This is a genomic window from Actinokineospora iranica, from assembly GCF_900101685.1.
Lineage (GTDB): Bacteria > Actinomycetota > Actinomycetes > Mycobacteriales > Pseudonocardiaceae > Actinokineospora > Actinokineospora iranica.
In genome coordinates this window covers 1-23744 of sequence record NZ_FMZZ01000017.1, presented here as the reverse complement: position 1 = coordinate 23744, position 23744 = coordinate 1, and the positions used below count along the sequence as shown (strand labels likewise).

The 23744-nt window shown below is 73.0% G+C and carries 20 protein-coding genes; 13 read left to right on the top strand and 7 right to left on the bottom strand.

Annotated elements, in window-relative coordinates; all coding sequences use genetic code 11:
* Positions 1 to 5 precede the first annotated feature (5 nt).
* Genes BLS56_RS26125 through BLS56_RS26115 form a run of 3 tightly spaced genes read right to left on the bottom strand, consistent with a single transcriptional unit; the run spans position 6 to position 1913 of the window.
* On the bottom strand, positions 6 to 938 hold the full coding sequence (locus tag BLS56_RS26125) for a DUF6895 family protein (RefSeq protein WP_091456116.1): 933 nt from the start codon (positions 936 to 938) through the stop codon (positions 6 to 8).
* A complete protein-coding gene (locus BLS56_RS26120; protein WP_091456114.1) occupies positions 935 to 1654 on the bottom strand; it encodes a hypothetical protein in 720 nt (239 codons plus the stop codon). The genes BLS56_RS26125 and BLS56_RS26120 overlap by 4 nt, the downstream gene beginning before the upstream one ends.
* A 10-nt stretch (positions 1655 to 1664) precedes the next feature.
* Complete coding sequence (locus BLS56_RS26115) at positions 1665 to 1913, bottom strand: hypothetical protein (RefSeq protein ID WP_091456111.1); 249 nt, start codon at positions 1911 to 1913, stop codon at positions 1665 to 1667.
* Between the two features lie 480 nt (positions 1914 to 2393).
* On the opposite strand from BLS56_RS26115, the gene BLS56_RS26110 reads away from it, so the two are divergent.
* Positions 2394 to 3500: a type III polyketide synthase gene (locus BLS56_RS26110; protein WP_091456109.1), complete on the top strand. Its 1107-nt coding sequence runs from the start codon at positions 2394 to 2396 to the stop codon at positions 3498 to 3500.
* A gap of 67 nt (positions 3501 to 3567) precedes the next feature.
* On the opposite strand, the gene BLS56_RS26105 is transcribed toward BLS56_RS26110, so the two are convergent.
* Together BLS56_RS26105 and BLS56_RS26100 are read right to left on the bottom strand one after the other, a co-directional pair.
* Positions 3568 to 7068 carry a BTAD domain-containing putative transcriptional regulator gene (locus BLS56_RS26105; protein ID WP_267463949.1) on the bottom strand — a complete coding sequence of 1167 codons (3501 nt, stop codon included), beginning with the start codon at positions 7066 to 7068 and terminating at the stop codon, positions 3568 to 3570.
* A gap of 25 nt (positions 7069 to 7093) precedes the next feature.
* Positions 7094 to 9328, bottom strand: a complete 2235-nt coding sequence (locus tag BLS56_RS26100; protein WP_091456107.1) for a BTAD domain-containing putative transcriptional regulator — start codon at positions 9326 to 9328, stop codon at positions 7094 to 7096.
* Positions 9329 to 9703: 375 nt separating this feature from the next.
* On the opposite strand from BLS56_RS26100, the gene BLS56_RS26095 reads away from it, so the two are divergent.
* The 3 genes from BLS56_RS26095 (at position 9704) to BLS56_RS26090 (ending at position 10939) form a co-directional block, all read left to right on the top strand.
* On the top strand, positions 9704 to 10060 hold the full coding sequence (locus BLS56_RS26095) for a hypothetical protein (RefSeq protein WP_091456103.1): 357 nt from the start codon (positions 9704 to 9706) through the stop codon (positions 10058 to 10060).
* A complete protein-coding gene (locus tag BLS56_RS31805) occupies positions 10057 to 10233 on the top strand; it encodes a hypothetical protein (protein ID WP_175483053.1) in 177 nt (58 codons plus the stop codon). The genes BLS56_RS26095 and BLS56_RS31805 overlap by 4 nt, the downstream gene beginning before the upstream one ends.
* An 82-nt stretch (positions 10234 to 10315) precedes the next feature.
* Positions 10316 to 10939 (top strand): helix-turn-helix transcriptional regulator, encoded by a 624-nt coding sequence (locus tag BLS56_RS26090; protein WP_091456101.1) that lies wholly within the window; start codon positions 10316 to 10318, stop codon positions 10937 to 10939.
* Between the two features lie 14 nt (positions 10940 to 10953).
* On the opposite strand, the gene BLS56_RS26085 is transcribed toward BLS56_RS26090, so the two are convergent.
* The gene (locus BLS56_RS26085; protein ID WP_091456099.1) at positions 10954 to 12231 is read right to left on the bottom strand and encodes a COG1470 family protein; all 1278 of its coding nucleotides are present in this window, start codon (positions 12229 to 12231) and stop codon (positions 10954 to 10956) included.
* A 178-nt stretch (positions 12232 to 12409) separates the two neighbouring features.
* On the opposite strand from BLS56_RS26085, the gene BLS56_RS26080 reads away from it, so the two are divergent.
* The 9 genes from BLS56_RS26080 to BLS56_RS31800 all read left to right on the top strand — a co-directional run bounded on the left by BLS56_RS26080 (position 12410) and on the right by BLS56_RS31800 (position 22317).
* On the top strand, positions 12410 to 13033 hold the full coding sequence (locus BLS56_RS26080) for a helix-turn-helix transcriptional regulator (protein ID WP_091456096.1): 624 nt from the start codon (positions 12410 to 12412) through the stop codon (positions 13031 to 13033).
* A gap of 120 nt (positions 13034 to 13153) precedes the next feature.
* Positions 13154 to 16201: a DUF11 domain-containing protein gene (locus tag BLS56_RS26075; RefSeq protein ID WP_091456093.1), complete on the top strand. Its 3048-nt coding sequence runs from the start codon at positions 13154 to 13156 to the stop codon at positions 16199 to 16201.
* 13 nt (positions 16202 to 16214) lie between these two features.
* A complete protein-coding gene (locus BLS56_RS26070; RefSeq protein ID WP_091456091.1) occupies positions 16215 to 16895 on the top strand; it encodes a DUF4255 domain-containing protein in 681 nt (226 codons plus the stop codon).
* A gap of 35 nt (positions 16896 to 16930) precedes the next feature.
* The gene (locus tag BLS56_RS26065) at positions 16931 to 18922 is read left to right on the top strand and encodes an ATP-binding protein (protein WP_091456288.1); all 1992 of its coding nucleotides are present in this window, start codon (positions 16931 to 16933) and stop codon (positions 18920 to 18922) included.
* A gap of 21 nt (positions 18923 to 18943) precedes the next feature.
* Entirely contained in the window at positions 18944 to 19474 is a 531-nt protein-coding gene (locus BLS56_RS26060) for an eCIS core domain-containing protein (RefSeq protein WP_091456089.1), read from the top strand.
* A 268-nt stretch (positions 19475 to 19742) separates the two neighbouring features.
* Positions 19743 to 21251, top strand: a complete 1509-nt coding sequence (locus BLS56_RS26055) for a phage tail sheath family protein (RefSeq protein WP_091456285.1) — start codon at positions 19743 to 19745, stop codon at positions 21249 to 21251.
* A 30-nt stretch (positions 21252 to 21281) separates the two neighbouring features.
* Positions 21282 to 21722: a phage tail protein gene (locus BLS56_RS26050; protein WP_091456086.1), complete on the top strand. Its 441-nt coding sequence runs from the start codon at positions 21282 to 21284 to the stop codon at positions 21720 to 21722.
* Positions 21719 to 22162 (top strand): hypothetical protein, encoded by a 444-nt coding sequence (locus BLS56_RS26045; RefSeq protein ID WP_091456083.1) that lies wholly within the window; start codon positions 21719 to 21721, stop codon positions 22160 to 22162. Before BLS56_RS26050 ends, BLS56_RS26045 begins: the two co-directional genes overlap by 4 nt.
* Complete coding sequence (locus BLS56_RS31800; RefSeq protein WP_175483051.1) at positions 22159 to 22317, top strand: DUF6760 family protein; 159 nt, start codon at positions 22159 to 22161, stop codon at positions 22315 to 22317. Before BLS56_RS26045 ends, BLS56_RS31800 begins: the two co-directional genes overlap by 4 nt.
* 1236 nt (positions 22318 to 23553) lie before the next feature.
* Here BLS56_RS31800 and BLS56_RS32575 read toward each other — a convergent pair.
* The coding region (locus BLS56_RS32575; protein ID WP_228771944.1) for a hypothetical protein at positions 23554 to 23744 on the bottom strand (191 nt) is incomplete at its 5' end.

The following is a 23744-nucleotide window of genomic DNA, read 5'->3' as shown; positions in this document are numbered from 1 at the left end:
GCCGGTCACGCCGACGCGCCGACCGGCCGCAGCGCGCCGCTGACCACCCGGGACAGGATCATCGTCCCGGCGATCACCACGACGACCGTCGGGTGGTGGTGGTTGCGCCACGCCCGCACCGGGTCGTCCGGCGGCTTGGTCACCCCGTTGGGCAGCATCCCGTCGGCGCGCTGGGCCGCCGCGAGCAGGGCCCAGGCGTGCGGGTGGAACTGTGGCTCGCTCAGGCACAGGCCCACGATCAGCAGCTCGCCCAGCAGGTCCCACAGCTTGGTCTCGGCGTAGACCTCGACCCACGCGGGCAGCCACCGGTGCAGGTAGTCCTGCAGCGGCTCCGGCAGCCCGGCCGGGTTCTCGCCGAAATCGGTGGTGTGGAAGACGGTGTGGGTCATCGCGTAGCCGTTGTACGCGTCGAACATCCAGGGCTCGGGAAGAGTGCCGAGCCAGGTCCGGGAGATCAGCTCGGCCGGGTCGCGGTGCGGCGGGAGGCCGAGCCTGCGGCAGGCGGCGACCAGGCCGAGCTGCCGGTTGGGCACCAGCTCGACGCCGGTTGCCGAGCGCGCGGTCTGCAGGTGGGCGAGGAACCGCTCCAGCGCCGGGTGCTCGTAGCCCGCCGCCTTGAACGTCGAGTACGTCTCCAGCACGTGGGTGGTGGGCGGCATCTCCTGCTGCATCGCGTACAGCAGGTCGCCGCCGCGCAGCTGGTGCCAGCCGAAGTCCAGCAGCGAGCGGGCCGTGTCGGCGGCCTTGGGCCCGGCAACCGCCTCCCGCATCACGATCCGCGCGGCCACGGCCAACTCGGCGAGTGCCTTGAACGTGTCGAGGTCCAGGTCGTAGGCAGGGAGGTCGGGCAGGGCGAAGCAGGAGCGGGTGGCCGAGAGCCAGTCCAGGGCCCGCGCGTAGACCCGGTGCGCCAACTCGGCGCTGTCGGTCGTGGTCACTTCCTGGCCTCCAGCAGCCGTGCGATCGTCAGTTCCAGCCGCGCCCTCGGCGCGGTGGTGGCGTAGAACTCCAGGTGCGCCAAGGCGGGGGCGAGCAGCGGCTCCGGCTCGTCTGCGAGGTCGAGGGCGACCCAGCGGGCCAGCCGCGCCGCGGTCGGCGGGTCTTTGCGCAGCATCGCCCGGACCATGCCGCGGGTGAGGTCTTGGCGGCGAAGCCTTGCCTGGTCCCTGGCGGGGCTCCGCAGACCGGGCATGGCCAGCGACGAAAGCTGCGCCAGCAGCGCGGTGAACGCAGGCCATCCCTGCCCGGTGGGGAACTCCGCGGTGGGCGCGGAGATTTCCGAGTCGCCGCCGGGGGCCTCGGGCGTTCCGGGCACGTCGTGCCCGCCGAGATCGCGCAGCAGGCGTCCCAGGGCCCAGTCCCGGTAGCGCCACAGCAGGGCGGAGCCGTGGTCGGTCGGCTCTGGCGGCGGGTAGGTCAGCACGGCTTCCCGGATCACCTCGGCGTCTTCGGCGGAGATGGGCTGCTCGTGCAGGGCGAAGGGCGCGAGGGCGTCGGTGTTGAGGACGCGGACCGCGGCCAGGTCTGTGGGATTGTGCACATGCTCCCGCAGGCGGAAAGCGTGACGCGGGCCGGTGAGGGCCCGCAGCACGCTTTCCGCCAGCGACTCCGTGGCGTCCGCGGGAGCCTGTGAACGGGTTTCGGTGATTTTCACCCGTTACCTTTCACAGTGCGAAGGCGAGTTCGTCGAACATGCTGCGCGCGGCGGCGCTGTCCTCGATCGGCTCCTTCTCGTCCGGGTCGGGGGATAGCGCAAGAAGGAGGCCCAGCGCCAGCAACCCGGCCATCCGGGGACCGCTCGTCCGGAAGGCGCCGCTCTCGGGAGCCTCGCCTGCCTCGATCAACCGGATTACCTCGGCCTGCCGATCTGGCGCGAAGGGAGCGACTGATTCCCATTCTCTTTGGCCCAACATAGTGATCCTCCTCGGTCTGGACGGTCCGAACAAATCGAGAGTAACCCCGGCGCATGGTCGTTAAGAGATCGTTTTCTTGGTTCCCACTATCGAGTTCACTCTCCGGCGCGCCGTCACTCATGGTGAGTTCTTCTCTCGATCTGACCACTGGATTGGCGCAGTGCGCACCTCGCGGTTCGGTCCGCGTTCGACAATGTGCGACGACGGCCCGTATGTCACATGCGAAGAACATGGGCAGGCGGACCGCGGGGACTTCTTCGTCTCGCCAACAGGCTCGGTGATCTAGGTCTCACTGTTCGGGGGTATTTGCGAACTTTCCCCGATTTCGTGAACTTGCCGGGGTGTGATCTAAGTTTTTCACTCTTTCCAGTGATCCGATGCTCTTCCGTTCGCCTTTGTTCGCGGCGGACGACCATCCTCGATGGACAGTGAAACTGGCGCGTCGAGCGCCTCGGGGGCGGAAGAAGAGGAAGGGATCGCATGGCAATCCTGTGCAAACCGGCTGTCGCCGTTCCGGAGCATGTGATCACCGTCGAGCAGACGCTGTATCTGGCGCGCGAGATGCACGCCGAGCATCCGCAGCTGTCGTTGGCCTTGCGGCTGATCGCTAACACCGGCGTGCGAAAGAGACATCTGGTCCAGCCAATCGAGGAGACCCTGCGGCACCGGGGTTTCCGCTGGCGCAACGAGGTTTACGAGGCCGAGGCCAAGGCGCGGGTGCCCGCGGTGGCGCACGCCGCGCTCACCAACGCGGGCCTGGACGCCAGCGAGATCGACCTCATCATCTACGTCTCGTGCACCGGGTTCATGATGCCGTCGCTCACCGCGTGGATGATCAACAATCTGGGCTTCCGGCAGGACACGCGGCAGATGCCCATCGCGCAGCTTGGCTGCGCGGCGGGCGGGATGGCCATCAACCGGGCGCACGATTTCTGCATGGCCTATCCCAAGGGCAACGTGCTGATCGTGGCCTGCGAGTTCTGCTCGCTGTGCTACCAGCCCACCGATATCGGCGTGGGCACGCTGCTGTCCAACGGGCTCTTCGGCGACGCGGTGGCCGCTGCGGTCGTGCGCGGACAAGGCGGCGAGGGCATCCACCTGCGGCGCAACGGCTCGCACCTGGTGCCAGACACCGAGGACTGGATCGCCTACAGCGTGCGGGAGACCGGGTTCCATTTCCTGCTGGACAAGCGGGTGCCGACCACCATGGAGCCGCTGGCGCCCGCGCTGCTGTCGCTGGCCCGGTCGCACGGCTGGGACGCCTCCCGGCTCGACTTCTACATCGTGCACGCGGGCGGGCCGCGCATCCTCGACGACCTGTGCCGCTTCCTGCGCGTGGAGCCGGAGGCCTTCCGGCACAGCCGGGCGACACTCACCGAGTACGGCAACATCGCCAGCGCGGTGGTCTTCGACGCCCTGCGCAGGCTCTTCGAGAACGGCGGCGCGCACCACGACGCCCAGGGCCTGATCGCGGGCTTCGGTCCCGGCATCACCGCCGAGATCGCGCTGGGCACCTGGTCCGTCGGCGACGCGGCGATCCCCGCGGCCGCCCCCGCCGAGGAAGCGAACGCGCTGAGCCTGCTGTGACGCCCCGGTCCGGGGCGGCCCGACCCGGCAGCCACCGCGGGTCGGGCCGCCCCGGACCGGTGCCGCCTCAGCCGACGCGGTCGCCTGCCCCCGCCCACAGTTTGTCCAGCACCCCGGACACGTGCTCCTGCACGGTCCGGCGCGGGATGGCCAGCCGGATCGCGATCTCCGCGGCGGGCAGGCCAGCGGCGAGCAGGCGGGCGATCCTGACCTCGATCGCCGACAGCGCGGCCCACCCGGGGCGGGCCGGGTCCGCCCGGACGCCGAACGTGGCCAGTCGGGCCTCCGCGCGCCGGATGTCCCAGCGCGCGCGCACCAGGGCGTACTCCGCGAGCGCCTCGGTGAGCGCGGCCGTCGCCTCCTGCGCCCGCCCCGCCGCGGCCAGCAGCGCGGCGGCGTCCTCCATGGCCGCGGCGAGTTCCAGCGGTCGGCCCACGGCGCGGTAGTGCGCGGCGGCGGTCAGCGCGGGGGCCGGGTCGCCGGAGACCAGGGCCTGGCAGTGGGCCAGGGCCGCCGCCGCCCGCGCGGGCACGACCTCGTTGTCCGCCTCCGCCGCGCACACAGCCAGCGCGTCCCGCGCGAGGTCCGGGTCGCCGACGGACAAGGCCAGCCGGATCACGTGCGCGAGCCACTGGTGGCGCAGCATCATCCGGGCGTGATCGGGCCGCAGGACCGGCGCGAGCACGCGCAGCGCCTCGTCGGGAGCGCCCCGCTGCTCGGCGGTCAAAGCCAAGACCATCAGGGAGAAGTCGCAGTTCTCCCGCTCCGGCAGCGTTCTGGGCGGCCGCGCGTCGATCGCGTCCAGATGGGCGGCCGCCGTCGCGCGGTCGTCGCGGCGGGCCGCGATCAGCGCCGCGACGCCGTGTCGCAGCAGCGCGGCGGCGCCGGGGTCGCGCAGGCCGGGGCGGATGCCGGTGGGACCGTATTCGGTGACCTCGGCCAGGTCGGCGAGCGCGTGGTCCCAGTCGCCGGTCCAGTAGTGGTGCACCGCGGCCGACACCGGCAGCCCGCCGGGCAGGCCGTGCCGCGCGGCTGTCTCCCGCGCCGAGCGCAGCGCCGCCTCGGCGTCGGCGAGCCGGTCCAGGTTCTGCAGGGTGAACACCCGGTTGTCGATCAGGTCGAAGCGCAACTCGGCGAGGTCGGGGCGCTCGCCCACGACGGCGAGGGCGCTGTCCACGCAGCGCAGCGCCCGCCCGTGGTCGCGGCGGACGGAGTGCACGAGCCACAGGGTCTGCGTCGCGTGCGCGACCGGGTAGGGCTCGCCTGCGGCGACCGACTCGGCCAGCGCCTGCCGCGCGGACCGCTCCGCCTCGGCCAGGTCGGCCGGGTCGGCCAGGCCGTTCATGTCGCCGCGGCGGAAACCGGCCAGCAGCGACCGGTGCCGGGCGCGCCAGGGCCGGGGCACCGCGGGGTCGTCCACCGCGTCGCGCAGGGCGGCGGCCGCGCCGTCGGTGTCCCCGCGCCGGTGCCGCAGGGCCGCGAGCACCTGCCGCGCCTCGGCGGCCTCGTCCGGGTCGGCCGTGGCAGCCAGCGCCTGCTCTGCCTCGGCCTCGGGGTGCTGCCCCAGGTGAAACCGGACCCGGGCCAGCGCGGTCAGCAGGCTTGCCCGCCGCGCCCGGGTGAGCAAACCGGTGGCCAGGACCCGGCGCAGGAGGTCCACCGCGATCGAGGGCGCCCGGTCGGCGACGGCGGCGTGGTTGTCCACCAGCCAGCGCACGACCCACGCGTCCACCGGGACCGGCGCGGCCGCGACCTGCTCGGCGACGGACCTGACCGGCGCCCCCGCGCCCGCCAGCGCCTCGGCGGCGCGCCGGTGGGCCGCCGCGCGCTCCGGTGGCGCGGCGCTCTCGTACAGGGCCTGGCGCAGGAACGGGTGGCCGAAGGCCAGGTTGTCGCCCGCGGCCACGACGACCGCCGCGGCGGCGGCCTCGTCCAGCGCGGGCACCAGGTCCACCGGCGACGTCCCGGTCACCGTCGCGAGGTCGTCGACGCCGAACTCCTCGCCCAGAACGGCGGCCGACCACAGCACCGCCCGCGCGTGCGGGGACAGGAAATCCAGCGTTCGGCGCACCCCGGCCAGCAGCGAGCGGGGCGCCTCGGCCGCGCGGTCCGGGTCGGCCTCCGCGACGTCCGCGACGATCCGCACCGCCATCTCGCGCACCAGGTTGTCGGTGATTTCCTTGGCATAGCGCGGGTTTCCCGCGGCGCGGCGAGCCACCGCCCGCAGACTCGCACCGGGATGGGCGCCGACGACGCGGCCGATCAGGCGCTCGGTGTCGGCGGTGTCCAACGGCCCCAGAACCAGCACGGGCCCGCCGTGCGCGCGCACGCCGCGGCGGACCTGCGCGAGCCTCGGCCGGTTCGGGGCTGGCCGGGCCGCTGCCACCAGCAGCAGCGGCAGCCGCCGGGTCGCCGCGGCGAGCCGGTGCCACAGCAGCACGCTCGCGTCGTCGGCCCAGTGCAGATTGTCGATCACCAGCACCAGGGGCCCGGCCGCGCGGACCCGGTCGACCAGCGCGGACAGCCCGTCGACCGCGGTGCTCCACAACGGGTCGGCGGGCTCCGCGTGGCCGTGTTCGACGACCACCCGGCCCGATTCGTCGGCGACCGCCCACACCAGGGCGCAGCCGCGCGTGCCCGCGTCGGCGAACGCGACCGCGAGCAACGCCGACTTCCCGATGCCGGGCTCGCCCTCGATCCACACCGGCCTGCCCCGGCCCGCGACCACGTCGGCGACCAGGCCGCGCAGCAGCGCGGCCTGGTCGGCCCGGCCGACAAAGGCAGCGGATTCGACCGGTGGCTGGGAGACCGGTGCGCCCACCCGCGCGAAGATCGCGCCGCGCAGGTCCCGCAGCGCCGGTCCAGGCTCGATCCCCTGTTCCGCCAGCAGGGTCCGGCGCGCGTCCACGAACGCGGCCAGCGCCTGCACCGGCCGCCCGGACCGGTGCAGCGCGCGCATGAGCACCTCCCGCAGCGACTCCCGCAGCGGGTGCGCGCGGATCTCCGCGTGCAGCCGGGGCAGCAGGCAGCCGTGCTCGCCCAGTTCGATCGCCGCCCGCGCGTGCAGTTCCAGCGCGCTCAGCCGCGCCTCGGCCAGCCGCGCCCGCTCCAGGGCGGCGAACGGGCCGGGCACCCCCGCGTACGCCTCGCCGCGCCACAGCCCGGCGACCGCGTCCAGCGCCAGCGCCGCCCCGCGCCAGTCGCCCGCGGCGAACCGCCGCTGCGCCCGCGCCCTGGCCCGGTCGAAGATCTCGGCGTCGAGCGCGCACCCCGCCAGCCGCAGCGAGTAGCCCGCCGCCCCGGTCGCCAGCAGCGCGCGGGCCGGGCCCAACGCGCGCCGCAGTCCGCTGACATAGGTGTGCAGGCTGCCGTTCGCGCTCGCCGGGGGCCGCTCGCCCCACACGCCGTCGATCAACTCGTGCCGCGCGACGACCTGGCCCATGCGGGTGGCCAGGGCGAGGAACACCGCGCGCTGGCGGGCCGGGCCCAGCGCGATCTCAGTGTCGCCGAGCCAGGCGCGTGGCGGGCCGAGAACGCTGACCCGCAGTTCGGCGTCGCACGCCCGCACGGTCCCTCCGCTTCCGAGCTCGTGGCTATCCGGGTGGTTCGCGCCTGCGTGTCGAGCGGGTCCCGGTGCCCAGGCACGCCGCCGCCCGCCGCTGCGCGGGCACCTCCGGCGCCGCGCGCCGCCGTGATCGAGCCTGCCGGGTCCGCGCGGCCAGGTCCAGCGCCGCGGTCTCGCTCTCGGACCTCGGGCGGCTCGCCGCCTCGGTTCTGTTCAGCAGCAGCCGAACCAGCGTCGAGGTGAACGCCGCGCGCAGCACCGGCGGCACGCAGCTTTGCTCGGTGGTGTGCCGCAGCAGATCGATCGCGGTGTCCGGGGCGTGCTCCGACATCTGCCGGACATTGTTGGCCAGCCACGCGCACGCCCAGGCGTCCATCCGCGCCGCGCCCGCCAGCAGCTGCTCGGCCACCCGCTCCGGCGGCGCGGCCGCCGCGGCCAGCGACTCGGCCAGCTGCCGGTGCAGCACCGCCCGGATCGGGCCGGGGATGCCGCCGCGCAACACCCGCCGCACCACCGGGTGCCGGAACCGCAGCCGGTCCCAGGACACCACCAGCACGCCCGCGTCGATCGCGCTGTCGAGGTCGGGCAGCACCCGCTCCACCGGCAGCCCCATGGCCGCGGCGAGCTCGCCGACACCGCAGGCGTCGCCGAGCAGGGCCGCCGACCGCAGCGCCGCGTAGGCCCCCTCGGGCAGGGCGTCCAGGTGCCCGCGCACGGTCTCGGCCAGCCCGGGCGGCGGGGTGGCCGCGTCGTCGGTCGCCATGCCCTCGTCGACGACCGCGGCCACGACGGCCCGCGCGTAGAGCGGGTTCCCACCCGCCTGCCGGGCGGTGAAGGCGACCAGCTCGGCGTCGGCGTGCCGGGGCGCCAGCGACCACACCAGGTCGCGGATCTGCTCGTCGGTCAGCTGCCGCAGCCGCAGCACCTCGGCGCCGCCGCCGACCAGCGGCGCGCGCAGCCGGTCCGGCGCCCGGCCGCCGGTCGACCGGGAGGCCACGACCAGCAGCAGCGGCAGCGTCGCGGTGAGCCGGTGCAGCAGGCGGCCGAGCGCGACGGTCGCCGCGTCGGCCCACTGCGCGTCGTCGAGCACCAGCACCTGGGGAGCCTGCCCGCACCGTGCCCGCACCAGCGCCAGAATGTCCTCGGGGCTGCCCAGGTTTCCGTGGTTTCCCAGGCTTGTCAGGCTTTCCTGGCCGGGGGCGATGGCCGCGGCCAGCGGCAGGGTCCCGGTCACCTCGTCGCCGGTCGCCCACACCAGCCCGCAGCCAGCGCGCTCCGCCCCGGCGAGCCCCTCGGTCAGCACGGCGGTCTTGCCGATTCCCCGTTCGCCCTCGATCCAGACGCAGCCGCCGCGGCCTGCCGCGACCGCGGCCACCGCCGCCCGCAGCCGCGACACCTCGAAGCGTCTGCCGATGAACCGGGTGGGTCTGGCCGAGACGGCCTCGGCTCCACCCGCGCGCGGGCGGGCGACCGGGTCGCCGTCGCCGACGGGTTCGCCCGCGAGGATCCGCTCGTGCAGGCCGCGCAGGGCGGTGCCGGGCTCGACCCCGGTGCGGCCCGCCAGCGTCTCCCGCGCCGCGCGGTAGACCGCCAGCGCCTCAGCCCGCCGACCGCCGCGCGCGAGCGCGGTCATGAGCAGTCCGTGAAGTTCTTCCCGAAACGGGTTCTCGTGAATGCGCATCGGCAATTCCCCGACCAGTTCGTCATGTTCGCCCGCTTGCAAAAGAAGCGCCGCGCGCCGTTCCCAGGTGGCCAGCCGCAGTTCGGTCAATCGGACCCGCTGCCCGTGCGCGAAGGGGCCAGGCACCCCGGCGAGCGCCTCGCCGCGCCACAGCGCCAATGCCCGCTCCAGCGCGGCCCGCTCGGCCACCGGGTCACCGTCGCGCCGATGCCTGCCCGCCTGCTCGCGCAACGCGGCGAAGCGGCGGATGTCCAGGCCGCTGTCGGCGACGAGCAGCCGGTACCCGCCGCCGGTCGTGGTGAGCACCTCGCCCGCGGACCACCGCTCCCGCCGGGGTTCCAGCGCCCGGCGCAGGTCGGAGACGTAGGTCTGGATGATCGCCGCCGCGCTCGCGGGCGGGACGCCGTCCCACACCGCGTCGATCAGCTGCTCCCGGGTGACCACGTCGCCCGCGCGCACGGCGAGCACCGAGAACACCGCCCGTCTGCGCGCCGAGCCCAACTCGAGTTCGACACCTGCGCGCCGGGCGACGGGTTGGCCCAGCAGATCGATGCGCAACGATGCCGAGTTATTCGCCGTCATCGTTTCCTGTCCTGTTCTTATTTCAGACCAGCGGAACGTCGACGTAGCCCGGTCGGCGCGAGTGATTTCGCATTCACCGAATGTGATCCTACACTCGGCTGTGATGTGCGCGCAACCAAGCCGGTGTGATTCTCATTAATCGCGCCGGAAATGCCCTTCCGGAGTAAGCGAGCCCCCGACTGGTCCCATGCGCATCCGGTCCGCGCGTGCGCGCAGTGACCATGCGGGCACCCGGTCGGGCCCGAGGGGGCACACCTGCGCCCCAACGCTTTGCCGCGCGCCGGGGCCGTGGTGGGCTCGATCGGCAGGCCGGTGCGGCGACGCGATCTCGGCGCCGGGAAGCGCTGTCGATTCCCGGACCCGTTCGGAGGTGCGATGGGCAGGCGACCCGATGACGCGGGCGACGCGGCTGAGGACTTCGCTGGCGACCTCTTCCTTTACCTCGCCGACAAGGGCCTGCTCGTGGTCGACCCGGAGCACGCCGAGCGGGTGATCGCCGAATTGGACCGGACGCTGGACATCGTCAAAGCGCGGCTGCGCAGACGCGAGATCGCGCGCAGGCTGCGCGCGGCCGCGGGCGCGGACATCGCCCCGGGGGTGGCGAAACTCGCGGTGGACGCCGCGTTCGCCGAACAGGTCACCGCGGGCCACTGGGACCAGGCGCTCATCGAGCTGCCCAAGTACATCGAGGCATTCCGGATCGCCGCGCGGCGCGCCAGGGAGCGGCCGTGAGCGGCGCGCCGGGGGAGGTTGCCGCCGCCGATCTCGTCGCCGAGCTCACCGCGGCGGCCAGGGACCTGCGCCGGGCACGCGGCGACGCGGAGACCGCGGTGCTGCTGCGCGCCTGGATCGACGCCCTGCTCGATGAGTGGAACCGCAGGGAACGCGCGGGCGGCGGCGGGTGATGGGCGCCCGCGGCCGCGTGAAGAGTTCGTGGAGTCGGCCCGGCCAGGCTGGGGCAGACACAACCGCATTGGGGAGGAACAAGTGACACGAGTCCGAGTCGCGGTCAGCTCCGCGGACCCCCTCACCCTGGTCGGGCTGACCAGCCAGCTCCGGTCGTTCCCCGAACTGGCCGTTGAGCCGGGCGCGCCGACCGCGGCCACCCAGGTGGTCGTCGTCGCGGCCGCCCGGCTCACCGCGGCGCTGGTCTCGACCCTGCGGTCGGCCGCGGCCCGGCTCGGCCCGCCGGTCGTGCTGGTGGTCGACGAGATCGGCGAGGCCGAGGTGCTGACCGCGGTGGAGTGCCGGGTGGTGGCGGTGCTGCCCAGGGCGGCCGCGACGACCGAGCGGCTGCCGAGGGCGGTGCTGGCCGCCGCCGCGGGCGGCGGGGTCCTGCCGCCGAACCTGCTCGGCGAGCTGCTCAAGCACGTCGAGCGGCTGCAACGGGAGATCTTGGCTCCGCTGGGCCACAACTCCGCTGGGCTGACCCCGAGGGAGATCGACGTGCTGCGGCTGATGGCCGAGGGGTGCGACACCGCGGAGATCGCCGCCCGGCTCTGCTACTCGGAGCGGATGATCAAAAACGTCATCCACGCCGTCACCAACCGGCTCAACCTGCGCAACCGGCCGCACGCGGTCGCCTACGCCCTGCGCGCGGGAGTGATCTAGCGGGCGCGTCCTGGTCAGCGGGGGAGGTCGGCCAGTTCGCCGCTGACGTTGAGCAGTTGCAGGCAGTTTCGGGCCTGCCTGCCGCTCGCCGGGGTACCCGGCCGGGCGCAGCCGACCTCGACCGAGACGGCGGCGTTCTCCGGGATGTCGATCGGGGTCACCCAGTGGTAGTCCTGGTTGCGGAAGGTCTCCAGGGCGATCGTGGTGATCACGCGGTCGCCGAAGACGATGGTGACGACGCCCTCGTCGCCCTGGTGGTTGGCGACCAGGATGTCGGTGACGCGGAACACCTTGCCCTCGGGCACGGTGTAGCTGCCCGTGCCGCGGTCGCCCGCGTTGGTGCGGACCTCGATGGTGCTCGAACTCTGCTGTCCGCCGCCGCCCGACCCGGTGCCCGGCCCGGTCTCCTGGCCGCCGCCTTCCTGTTGCGGGGGCGGGGGGTTCGGGGTCTCGGCGGGCGGCGGGGGCGGGGCGTCCTGCTCCTGGCGGCCGACGTCGGCGATCTCCTGCGCCCGGTCGTCGGCCGCCTCGCGGGCGGCGCTGCGCACGGCGGGGCGCACCAGGGCCAGCCAGGCGAGGATGAGCGCCAGCAGCAGCGCGGCCAGCGCCAGCAGCCACTTGGGCAGCAGCGGAAGCTGGACGAACTCGCCGTCGAGGTCGTGCTCCTGGCGGTCCAGGGCGACCGGGCCCGCCGCGTCGGCGACCGCGGTGAGCCGCAGCGGCCAGTCGACCGGCTTGCCGAACCACAGCAGCTTCCCGACCCGGACCCGCACGCCGACCTCGGTCTCCGCGCCGGGCTGGACGACGGCGGATTCCTCGACGCGGTAGGCGATCTGGTCGTCCGCCGCCGCCGGGGCGAGCGACACCGTGACCGGCGTGTTGCCCTCGTTGCGCGCCTCGACCCGGTAGCGGGCGCCGCGCCAGGCGCGGCGGCGCTCGGGGACCAGCGTGACCCGCTGCGCCCCGAACGGCTCGACCAGCACCGTCGTCTCGGCCACGACCACCGATGTCGGCCGCTCGACCGGCAGCACCCGCACGCCCAGCGGTGTCTCGCCCGCCAGGACCTCCGGCGAGCGCGGCGGCCGCAGCAGCACCGTCACCCGCTCGGAAGTGCCCGGATACAGCGAAAGGCGGGCGGGCTCGACGCTCGTCCACGGCGCGCAGTCGCCCACGACGTCGAACTCGTACGCCTCGACGATGTCGCTGTCGTTGCGGACGGTAAGCGTCGTGCTGGTCTCCAGACCAGGGGGCACGACCACGGTGGGAAGCCCGAACTCGGTCGTAGTGCTCACTTGTCGAACGGTAGGGACGCGGGTTCGGCCGCGGCAGGGAGGAAAGGGCAATCAACCGGCAATGGCGGTGCACAGCGGGCGGCGCGCGCCTGCCCCGCGGGGCGTGATCCGCGCAGGATGGGACCGGGCGCGGATCTCCGTTTCGCGCTGTGGTGTCGGTGCGCTCAGGAGGGGTGACATGACCAGAGTTCCGCTGGCGGTGTACGCGGAGGACCCGGTCCTGCGGGCCGGGATCACCGCGCAGTTGCGGCCCCGGCCCGAGGTGGAGGTGCTGGCGGCGGAGGAGGAGTCCCGGGCGCGGGTGTCGCTGGTGGTGGTGGACCAGGTGGACGAGAACGCCGAGCGGCTGCTGCGCCGGTTGCAGCGGTCGTCGGCGACCCGCACCGGACTCGTGGTCGGCCGGTTCGAGCAGAACTCGCTGCAGACCGCCATCGAGTGCGGGGTGGCCGCGGTGATCCGCCGCGCGGAGGCGAGCCAGGACCGGTTGGTGGCCGCGGTTTCCGCGCTGGCCAAGGGCGAGGCGGTGCTGCCCGGCGACTTGCTCGGCAAGCTGCTCGACCACGTTGGCCGGTTGCAGCGCAGCGTGCTCGACCCCCGGGGACTGGGCATGTCCACGCTCACCGCGCGCGAGGCGGACATGCTGCGGCTGCTCTCGGAAGGGCTCGACACGGCCGAGATCGCGGCCAAGATGTCGTTCTCCGAGCGGACCGTGAAGAACGTCCTGCACCAGGTCACCACCCGCCTGGAGTTGCGCAACCGGGCGCACGCGGTCGGGTACGCGCTGCGGCACGGGCTGATCTGATCGGGCATCCGCGCTTGCCCCTGTGTCCCCGCGGTCTTCCGCGACGCTGCCCGCGGGGACCTCGGCGGCGCGGGCGGGCGCGGGTGAGGATCGCGGCAGAACCTGACCGAAGGTGGAGATGTGGCGCACAAGGCGCGAACCCGCTACCTCGCCGCCGCCGCGGTCGCCGCGCTGTGCGCCGGGACCACGGTGGTGTGGGGAGTCACGGCGCGGACGCGGGCCGCCGCCCAGGAGGCGCCCTCGCCCGCGGGCCGGATCGCGTTCACCGGCACCGGACACCGCAGTCTCGGCGCGGTGCTCGAACCGGTGCCCGACCGGCCGCGGCCGACCGATCCGCTGCTGGGCCCGGGTCCTGCGCACTACGACGACCAGGTTTCCGCGCGCGGCGACCTGGCCGTGTTCGTCAGCCTGCGCGACGACACCCGGCCCCAGGTGTACCTGCGCGCCGCGGACGGCGCGGTGCGGCGGCTGACGACCGACCGGGACGCCGGGCACCCGCAGCTCTCACCCGACCTGCGAACCGTGGTGTTCGACTCAGCCGAGCCCGGATTCGTGGGAACGCAACGGGATCTGTGGCTGGTCGGTGTCGACGGGACCGGCCTGCGCAGGCTCACCGACAGCGCGGCGGACGAGACCTGGCCGACCTTCTCCCCGGACGGCAGAACTATCGCCTTCGCCGGAAACCGGGGCGGTGACTGGGAAATCTACCGGCGGCCGGTCACCGGCGGACCGGTCGTCCAGGTCACCCGCGAGCCCGGCGGCGACGCCAGGGAGCCGGCGTGGAACCCGGTGGACGACCGCATCGCCTACACCCTCTACCCCTTCCCCAGGGCAGCCGCGTCCCAGGTCCGCGTGATCGACGGCGTCGGCGCGGGAACGCCGCTGCTGGGCGGGAACCAGGCCGGGTGGGGCAGCCGCTGGCCCGCCTGGAAGCCGGACGGAGAGGCCCTGCTGTTCCTCTCCCGCGACCAGGATTGCTCGTGCACGGCCGATCCGAACGTCGAGAAGGTCTACAAGGCCCACACCGCGCCCGGAATCCCCATCACCAATATTCCCGAGCTGCTGTTGGCCGAGGACCGCCAAGTCGGCTCGCCGACCTGGCTGGAGGACGCGCGCGGGGAACACCTGGTGGTGTCCAGGACTTCCGCCGCGGACGGGATCACCGCGACCCTGCAGGACATGCGCCCCGACGGGGCAGACCCGCGCGACCTCGGATTGGCCGTGCTGCGGGAAGATCCCCTCGCCGGTGAGCAGCCCAACCTGCTGTTCCACCCTCGGCCGGGATTCGACCCGTGGAACCAGCGGCAGAGCTATTCCCCGGACGGGCGGCGGATCGCGGTGAGCCGCTTCGAGGACGTCGACGGCAGGCGGGTCCAGCGGATCTGGCTGGTAGACGCCGACGGGGCCGACCCGAGCCCGCTGCCGGTCGCCGACCGGCAGCCGACCGACTGGGAGTTCGACGCGGCCTGGTCGCCCGACGGCCGGTTTATCGCCTTCGCCCGCCGCTCGCCCGGCGGGGTGCGCCCGGACGGCGGCCCCAGCCGGGTCGTCGTGGTCGAGGTGGCCACCGGCGCCGTGACCGCGGAACTGCGCCCGCCGCCGGAAGCCGCGGGCGAGGAGGACACCCAGCCGTCGTGGTCCCCGGACGGCGGCACGATCGCGTTCACCCGGGGCCGGGTGTTCGACGGCCCGAACGGCGAGGTCCGCGACAACCACGTGTGGACGGCGCGGGCCGGGACTCTGGACCAGCAGCGCGACCTCAGCGCCCAGGTGTGCGGGTTCGACTGCGCGGTCACCGACGACAGCTCGGCGTTCAGCCCGGACAGCCGGTCGCTGGTCTTCAACCGGGAGAACGACGGCGTGCTGCTCGTCTCCCTCGCGGACCTGGGCTGCCGGGTGCTGCTCCCGGCGGCGGCGAGTTCCTGCGCGACACCGCTCAACGCGCCCACAGGCCCATTTCAGCCCCGGGACGCCACGTTTTCCCCGGACGGCAGCCAACTGGTGCTGACTACCCGCCGCGCGGGCGACGCGCGGTCCCCGGAGGCGCTGGCGGTGCTGGACGTGGCCACCGGCGCGCTGACCCCGCTCGACTGGGGCCTGCCCGGCAGGCAGAAGGAGCCGACCTGGCAGCAGTCGGTCGACCTGGCGGTCACCGCGCCACCGGAGGCGCAGGTCGTCGACGTCGGCGACGGTGTGCCGGTGACCGTCACCGTCACCAACCGCGGCCCCGCGCCGTCGCCTGCCGCGGAGCTGGTTCTCGCCGTGCCGAACGAGATCCGGTTGGCGGACTTGCGATCGGACGGCGGCCGGTGCGCCGTGGCCGAGGTGCGGTGCGTCTTCGACGTGCTGGCTCCGGGAGCCTCTATCGAGGTCACCGCGAACCTGGTCGGGGTGGCGCCCGGACGGCCCCGTGTCGGGTTCACGGTCGCCGGGCCGGTGCTCGACCCGCTGCCGTCCGACAACGCCGCGGGCACGGTGATCCCGGTCGGCAGTTCGGAACCCGCTCCACCACCCCCACCACCGCGGGCAGGCCCTGGCGTGAGCGTCGTGGCGCAGCCCAATCCGTCCTATGTGGGCGGTCAATCGACGGTGACCTACACCGTGCGCAACGGTTCGGGCGGCCTGGCCACCGGACTGCGGCTGGACTTCGGGCTGCCCGCGTCGGTGCCCGTGGCGGCCGTCCCACCCGGCTGCACGGTGGCGGGCTGCGCGCTGGCGGACCTGCCCTCGGGCGGAACCCAGGTGGTGCGGGTGGTTCTGGCTCCTATCGCGCCGGGGGAGTCCATTGTGGCCGCGACGCTGCGGACCACCGGAACCGACGCCGACCCGGCCGACAATACCGCGTCGACGCCGTTTCGGGTGCTGCTGCCCAGGATCGTCGCCGTGCCGCCGATCGGCGAGCCCGGGTTCGTGACTTCCGTGCGCGGCCTGGACTTCCCGCCCGGCGCGCCGGTCGGGCTCACCTGGTCGCCCGGCATCACCGCGCCCGCGGCGCCCGCGGTTCCCCGGCCCGACGGCGGGTTCGCCGCCCAACTGCTGATCCTGGGCAAGGACCAGCCCGGCAGGCGGGTGATCACCGCGGCCGGTCCCGGGTTCGGGCCGGTGACCACGCCGTTCCTGGTGGTGCCCGGCACCATCGGACCGCCGGACTGGGTGCGGCGCAGATGACCGGGAGGCGCTGGTGATCCACGAGGTGGACGAGGGCATCCGCAGACTGCTCACCGAGGCGGGTGTTCCCGGCGGCGGTGGCGAACTGGCCTTCGACGCGCCGACGTCGGAGTGGACGGCCCGCCGCAACGGCCCCACGGTCAACGTGTTCCTCTACGACATCCGTGAGGACCTGGCCCTGCGGCGCACCGGCACGGTCGAGGAGCACGACGCGGACGGCATGGTCGTGGCGTGGCGGCCACCGCCGCGCTGGTACCAGCTTTCCTATCTGGTGACGGCGTGGACGAACCGGCCGCAGGACGAGCACCGCCTGCTGTCCGAGGCCCTGGCCACCCTCACCCGCACCGACACGCTGGCTTCCCGCTGGCTCACCGGTTCCCTGGCGGAGCTGGGTTTGCCGGTCTCCCTGGAGACAGCGGGACCGGTCTCCGAGGGCCGCGCGGTCACCGACGTGTGGTCGGCGCTCGGCGGGGAACTCAAGCCTGCCATCGACTTGAAGGTCACCGCGCCGCTGGCGGGGGAGCGCACACCGGCCGGGCCGCCGGTCACCGAGGGCGTGGTCCTGCGCTCCGGGCACGAACCGGCGCACCGCCTCCGCTACGACGGCCCGACCCGCGCCGAGGGCGAAGGTTTCGCGGTGTCCCGGCCGAAGGCGCTGCCTCCTGGACGGCGGCGGCGGGGGACGAGCCGGTGACCGACACGGTGGCGTCCGTGCAGGCGCCCGACCTGATGTACCTGTGGGCGCGGCTGGGGGCGGTGGAGCAGCGGGTCCGGCAGGCCGTCGCGGCGCGGCGGACGACCGACCCCACGCCAGACGACCCGTTCCGCGGGCTCTACCTGACTCCCGAAGCGGTGCAGCGTGTGCTTTCCACGCCCCGGGAGCCACTGCTCGTCCCGCCGGTCGAAGACCCGGACCTCGATCTGCTCGCCGAGATGGTGCCCGCGCCCGGCCCCCGGCTGCTGACCCTGGCCCGGCGGTTCGGCCTCGACCCGGTCGCGGTGGAGCTGCTGCTCGTCGCGCTGGCACCGGACATCGACGCCCGCTTCGAGCGCCTTTACGGCTACCTCAACGACGACGTCACCCGCCGCAGGGCGACCATCGGGCTGGCGTTGGAGCTGTGCGGGCTGCCCCCGGCGGGCCCGGGCCGGTTTCGGTTCGCCGCGACCGGGCCGCTGGTGGCGGGCGGCCTGATCGAGGTCCAGGAGCCGGGGCTGCCCGGGTTGTCCCGGGTGCTGCGGGTGCCCGACCGGGTGGTGGCGCACCTGCTCGGCGACGACGAGCCTGACCCGGTGTTGGCGGGCATGGCCCGGATAGTGGCGACCGAAGATCCGCAAGACGGTCTGGCACAGGCGATCGGGGCAGCCCTCAGCGCCGGACCAGTCCACTTGCGTGACACTGATGGCGAGGCGGGAAGGCTGGCGGTGGCCGCGCTGGCGGCGGCGGGCCTCGGCGCGGTGGTGCTCGACGTGGCCGCGTTGGCCGACCAGCCGCCGCTGGCCGCCGCCGCCCGCGAGGCGACGCTGCGCGGCGCGGGCCTTGTCGTGGGGCCGGTGGATGTCCTTGTCGCGGAACGGGTTCGGCTGATCCGCGAGATCGGCGCGCTGACTGTTCCGATGATCCTCCACGGCGCCCGGCACTGGGATCCGCAGTGGACCCAGTGCCCGGTGGTGTCCGTCCAGGTGCCCGCGGCGGACATCGATCAGCGGCGGTCCCGGTGGGCGACGGCGCTGGGCGACGACGCGCTCGCCACGGAACTCACCGGCTACCGGCTCGGCGCGGACGACGTCGACCGGGCGGTGGGCATGGCGACCCGGCTCGCCTGCCTGGCCGGGCGGCCGGTGACCCTGGCGGACGTCCGCGCGGGAGTGCGCGCACGCAACGGGGCCGGGCTGGAACGGCTGGCGCGGCGGGTCACACCGTCGATCGGGTGGGACGATCTGGTGCTGCCCGAGCAGACCCGGCGGCACCTCGGCGAACTCGCGATGCGGGCGCGGCACCGGGACCGCGTGCTGGGCCAGTGGGAGATGCGCCCCGGCGGCGGGCGGGGCCGCGGCGTGGTCGCCCTGTTCGCGGGCGAGTCCGGGACCGGCAAGACCATGTCGGCAGAGGTGGTCGCGGCCGAGGTCGGCATGGACCTCTACGTGGTCGACCTGTCCACAGTGGTCGACAAGTACATCGGCGAGACGGAGAAGAACCTGGAACGGATCTTCACCGAGGCCGAGGGCGTGCACGGTGTCCTGCTCTTCGACGAGGCCGACGCGATCTTCGGCAAACGCTCCGAGGTCAAGGACGCCCGCGACCGATACGCCAACGTCGAGTCGGCCTACCTGTTGCAGCGCATGGAATCATTCGACGGCATCGCCGTGCTCACCACGAACCTGCGCGCCAACGTCGACCCCGCGTTCACCCGCCGCCTCGACGTCATCGCCGACTTCCCGATGCCCGACGCGCCCCACCGCCGCGCCCTCTGGGACCGCTGCCTGGGCACGGCCCTGCCCCGCGCCGACGACCTGGACCTGGAGTTCTGCGCCGAGCGCTTCGAGTTGGCAGGCGGCTCCATCCGAGCGTGCGCGGTGACCGCGGCCTACTTGGCAGCGGAAGCCGACAGCCCCGTGACGATGGCCGACGTGATCGCGGCCGTCCGCCAGGAGTACCGCAAGCTCGGAAGGCTGGTCCTGGCAAGCGAATTCGGCCCTTGGCTGGACGATCCCGGTTCCTGATTCCCGAGCGAGGAGAAGCCGATGCGCGACCACGACCATGACCATGACCATGACCACCCCACCCCCGCACGGCCCGCGTCCGCCACCCCCAAGCCCGACGAGCCAGCCGGAATCGCCGCGCTGCAACGCACCGCGGGCAACGAGGCCACCAGCAGGCTGCTAGCCCCAGCCAACGAGCCCGCCACGACCGTCCCCGACGTCCTCAAGTCTCCCGGCGCCCCCCTACCCCCCGCCCTCCGCACTGACATGGAATCCCGCCTAGGCCACAACTTCTCCAGCGTCCGCCTGCACACCGACACCGCAGCCGCCCGCTCGGCAACCGAAATCAACGCCCGCGCCTACACCTCCGGTGAACACGTAGTGATAGGCCCCAACGGCGGCGACCGCCACACCCTGGCCCACGAGCTAACCCACGTAATCCAACAACGCCAAGGCAAAGTGCCAGGCGAAGACCACGGCGACGGCCTCCGCATAAGCGACCCATCCGACAACTTCGAGCGCGCAGCCGAAGCCACAGCCACCGAAGCCCTCCGCCACGACCCAACCTCCTGACCTGGCTGACCCATACCGCTAGGTGCCAGATGGTGGAGGAAGAGCACACCCGCACATATGCCAGGTCTAGTGCTCGCTGGTTGCGGTGCGGCAAACCCGAGCATCTGCCACTCCACCCCATCGAGCAACCCCACAACCGGCCCCCAAGCCTCAGCAATGCCTGAGAAGGCAGCCACCCTGCCCCCACCAGAGCCCCACCAGACCTGTCGCCCCCGCCCCCGCGAGGACACGCTGAACCAAGCCAGAGCGGATGACCGAAGGAGCGAACATGCCGTCGTACCTCTCCCCAGGCGTGTACGTGGAGGAGGTTCAGTCCGGGGCCCGGCCCATCGAAGGGGTCGGCACCGCGGTCGCCGCGTTCGTCGGTTTCGCCGAGCAGGGCCCCTTCCACGAGCCGACCCTGGTGACGAACTGGAACCAGTTCACCCAGCACTTCGGCGGTTTCAGCGAGGACGCCTACCTTCCGCACGCGGTCTACGGCTACTTCGCCAACGGCGGCGGCTCGGCCTACATCGTCCGTGTCGGCAGTGCCACGCAGGAAACCGGGCAGGCAGCGGTGCCCGCGACGCTCGGCGGTCTACGGATCTCGGCGAAACCTTCCACAGGAGGGGAAATCGCCGTCGAGATCGCCGACGCGGACGGAGAAAACCCGCCGGAGGACCGGTTCAAGCTGTTGGTGCGCCAAGACGGCAAGGTCGTGGAGACTTTCGACGTCTCCACCAAGAAGAACCTCAAGAACTACGTCGTCACCCAGGTCGCCGAGCGGTCCAGGCTGATCGAGGTCACCGAGCAGTCCGGAACGGCGCTGGCCCGGCCGGACCGGCAGTCCGTCACGCTGCCCGCAGGCCGGAGTGGCGCGCCCGCGAAGCTCGACGCGCAGGAGTACGTCGGCGACATCGAGGCACGGACCGGGTTCGGCGGGCTCGAAGCGGTCGACGAGATCACCATGCTGGCCGTGCCCGACCTGATGAGCGCCTACCAGCGGGGCATGATCGGCCTTGAGGGCGTCAAGGCCGTGCAGCTGGCGATGATCTCGCACTGCGAGCAGATGGCCGACCGGGTCGCGGTGCTCGACGCCCCGCCGGGGCTGTCCGCGCAGAAGGTGCGCGCCTGGCGCATGGACGAGGCCGGGTACGACTCGCGCTACGCGGCGCTGTACTACCCGTGGATCAAGGTGTTCGACCCGGCCACCGGGCGCAACACACTGGTGCCGCCGTCCGGGCACGTGGCCGGGGTGTGGGCGCGCAGCGACGCCGAGCGCGGCGTCCACAAGGCGCCTGCCAACGAGGTGATCCGCGGCGCGATCGACTTGGAAACCGGGCTGAGCAAGGGAGAGCAGGATCTGCTCAACCCGGTCGGGGTCAACTGCGTGCGCGCGTTCCCCGGCCGTGGCATCCGGATCTGGGGCGCCCGAACGCTTTCCTCCGACCCGGCGTGGCGCTATCTCAATGTGCGCAGGTTGTTCAACTACCTGGAGGAGTCCATTCTCCTGGGCACCCAGTGGGTGGTCTTCGAGCCCAACGACGACCGCCTCTGGGCGAGCATCCGGCGCAACATCACCGCGTTCCTCACCGAGCAGTGGCGGCAGGGCGCGCTGTTCGGCCGCACGGCGGAAGAGGCGTTCTACGTCAAGTGCGACCGCGACACCAACCCGCAGGAGTCCATCGACCTCGGCCAGGTGATGTGCGAGATCGGTGTCGCGCCGGTCAAACCCGCCGAGTTCGTGGTGTTCCGGCTCTCCCAGTACTCCGACAGCACCAGCCTCGTCAGCGAATGAGCGACATGACCCGGGAAGGCGGAAGCAGCCATGGCAGAAGGTGACGCTCTCTCCACGCACGTGTTCGGCGTGCAGCTCGGCGGCTACTCCGTCGAGTCGATCCAGGAGATCAGCGGGTTGACCGTGGAAGAGGACGTGGTCGAGGTCTTCCAGGTGACCTCGCAGGGAAAACCGTTGGTGCGCAAGCAGCCTGGCGCCCAGAAGGGCGGCGAGGTCACCATCACCCGGGGCCTCGACCAGAGCGGCGAGTTCACCAAGTGGATCAAGGAGACCCTGAACAAGGGCGCGGTGAGCGCGGCGCGGCAGAACCTCACCGTCGAGATCAAGGACTCGGAGGGCTCGACCGTGCGCAGGCTGCAGCTGATGAACGGCTGGGCCAGCAAATGGGAAGGCCCCTCGCTCAAGGCCGGTGAGTCCAGTGCCGCGACGGAGAAGGTGACCATCACCTTCGAGCAGATCGTCGTCGAATGAGGCGCCGCACGGTCACCCTGGACGAGTTGGTCGACGCCGCGCCGCGCCCGGCGGAGCAGCAGCCCGCCCACGCGCGCACCGAGTTCGAGTTCGAGCTCCCCCGCGGCTACGTGGACCAAGACGGTGTGGTGCACAAGCGCGGCCGAATGCGCCTGGCGACGGCCAGGGACGAACTGCGACCACAGATCGACCTGCGCGTCAAGGAGAATCCCGCCTACCTGAGCGTGGTGCTGCTGAGCCAGGTGATCACCCAGCTCGGCACGGTCGCCGACGTGCACGCCGGGGTGGTCGAGCTCATGTACGCCACCGACATCGCGTTCCTGCAAGACTTCTACCGCCGCGTCAACAGCGAGGGACACACCCGCGCCGGGGTGTCCTGCCCGTCCTGCGGAACCGCTTTCGAGGTCGACCTCGCCGGGGGCCGCCTGGGGGAATCGTGACGTACGCGGCCGAACGGCTGCACGAAGAGGTCGCGTACGTGGCCTACCACTTCCACTGGCCGCGCGGGGAAATCCTGGACCTGGAACACCACGAGCGCAGGCGCTGGGTGCAGGAGATCTCCCGCATCAACACACGAGCGAACGAGGGCAGGTGACCACATGGGCCTGTGGACCAAACTCCGGCGACAGCGCGCGACGGTTCCCGACCGGTCCTCTTGGGACGGTGGTTGGCAGGCGGCCTGCCCGATGCCCAATGTGATCCAACGCTCCGCGATGGGCGTCAGCGACGGCCTTCGCTTCCGGGCGGGCCTCGCGGCGTGGCAGGACCACACCTTCAGCACGGACCTGGGGCACTCGGTCACCCCGACAGCCCCCGCGGGCGTCCTCCACGGACTGGCCGGTGCCACCCGGGCGTTCCCCGAAGGAGCGGCTAGTCCTGCTCCTGCCCGGGTTGGTGGTCAAGGAGTGGAGCGTGGTTTGTTTGGCTCGATTGGCCATGGGTTGGAGCGTGGTGCGTTTGGTCCGGTTGGCGGCCAGGGACCGGGGCGTCCTGCCCCTGCCCCGGTTGGTGGTCCGGGAGCGGAGCGTCGTGCGCATCGCCCGGTGGGCGGCCGTGGACTGGAGGGTCCTGCGCCTGCCCGGGTTGGTGGTCAAGGAGTGGGGCGTGGTTTGTTTGGCTCGGTTGGCCATGGGCCGGAGCGTGGCGTGCTTGGGCCGGTTGGTGGGCATGGTTTGGAACGGTCCGCGCACGCCCCGGTCGACCATGAAAGGCTGGAGAATCCTGCGCCCGGCCCGACTTTTCCCCAGGGAGGGGGGACTTCCGCGGCTGCCACCGTGTTCCCGGAGGGGCAGGCTAGTCCCGCGCCCGCTGGTTCCCACCATGTCCCGGCGTCCGCCACTGGGCCTGCTGGTCCCGACTCTGCCCTGATGGGCTCGCGCGGGCGGACTCGTCCGGCGCCTGTCCCAGTGTTCCGCCGGAGTGCCGAGACCGACCCCGCTGCCGGTGACCGCCCGGAACTCGTCCCCCTGCGCCCTCTCGGCCCCGCCGTGACAGTCGCCCGCCGCGTCACTCAACCGGCCCGACGCCTCCCCGTCGCTGGTCGGGTGGCGGCTGTGCCGCCGAAACCCGATCAGCCCACCCCTCCCCGCACCCGGGCGGGTATCGGAGCCCCGATCGCGACCATCCCCGCGACGGCCGTCCCGCCAGGACTGGTGCCGACACCGCAGGGGAGTGGGCCGTCTGTCCAGCGGTCGACCGCACCGAAACCGGACCACCCCGGCGACGGCCCGCTTTCCGCACCCGCACCGCACCTCGACGGCCTCATCCCGATGCCCCAGCCTCCGGCGAGGACGAGCCCGCCTGGGTCGTCGGACTCGCCCGCCAGGAATGCTCAGCGCACCCCCGTGGTCCCCGTGACCCGCGACCATCCGACCGCCCAGGGGCAGGGCGTGCGACGCTCGGCCCCCAGCCCCAGCCCCAGCCCCAGCCCCAGCCCCAGCCCCAGCCCCAGCCCCAGCCCCAGCCCCAGCCCGCCGGTGCCCGGGCCGTTCACGCCGAGCCCGCCCCGCCCCAGTTCTCCGA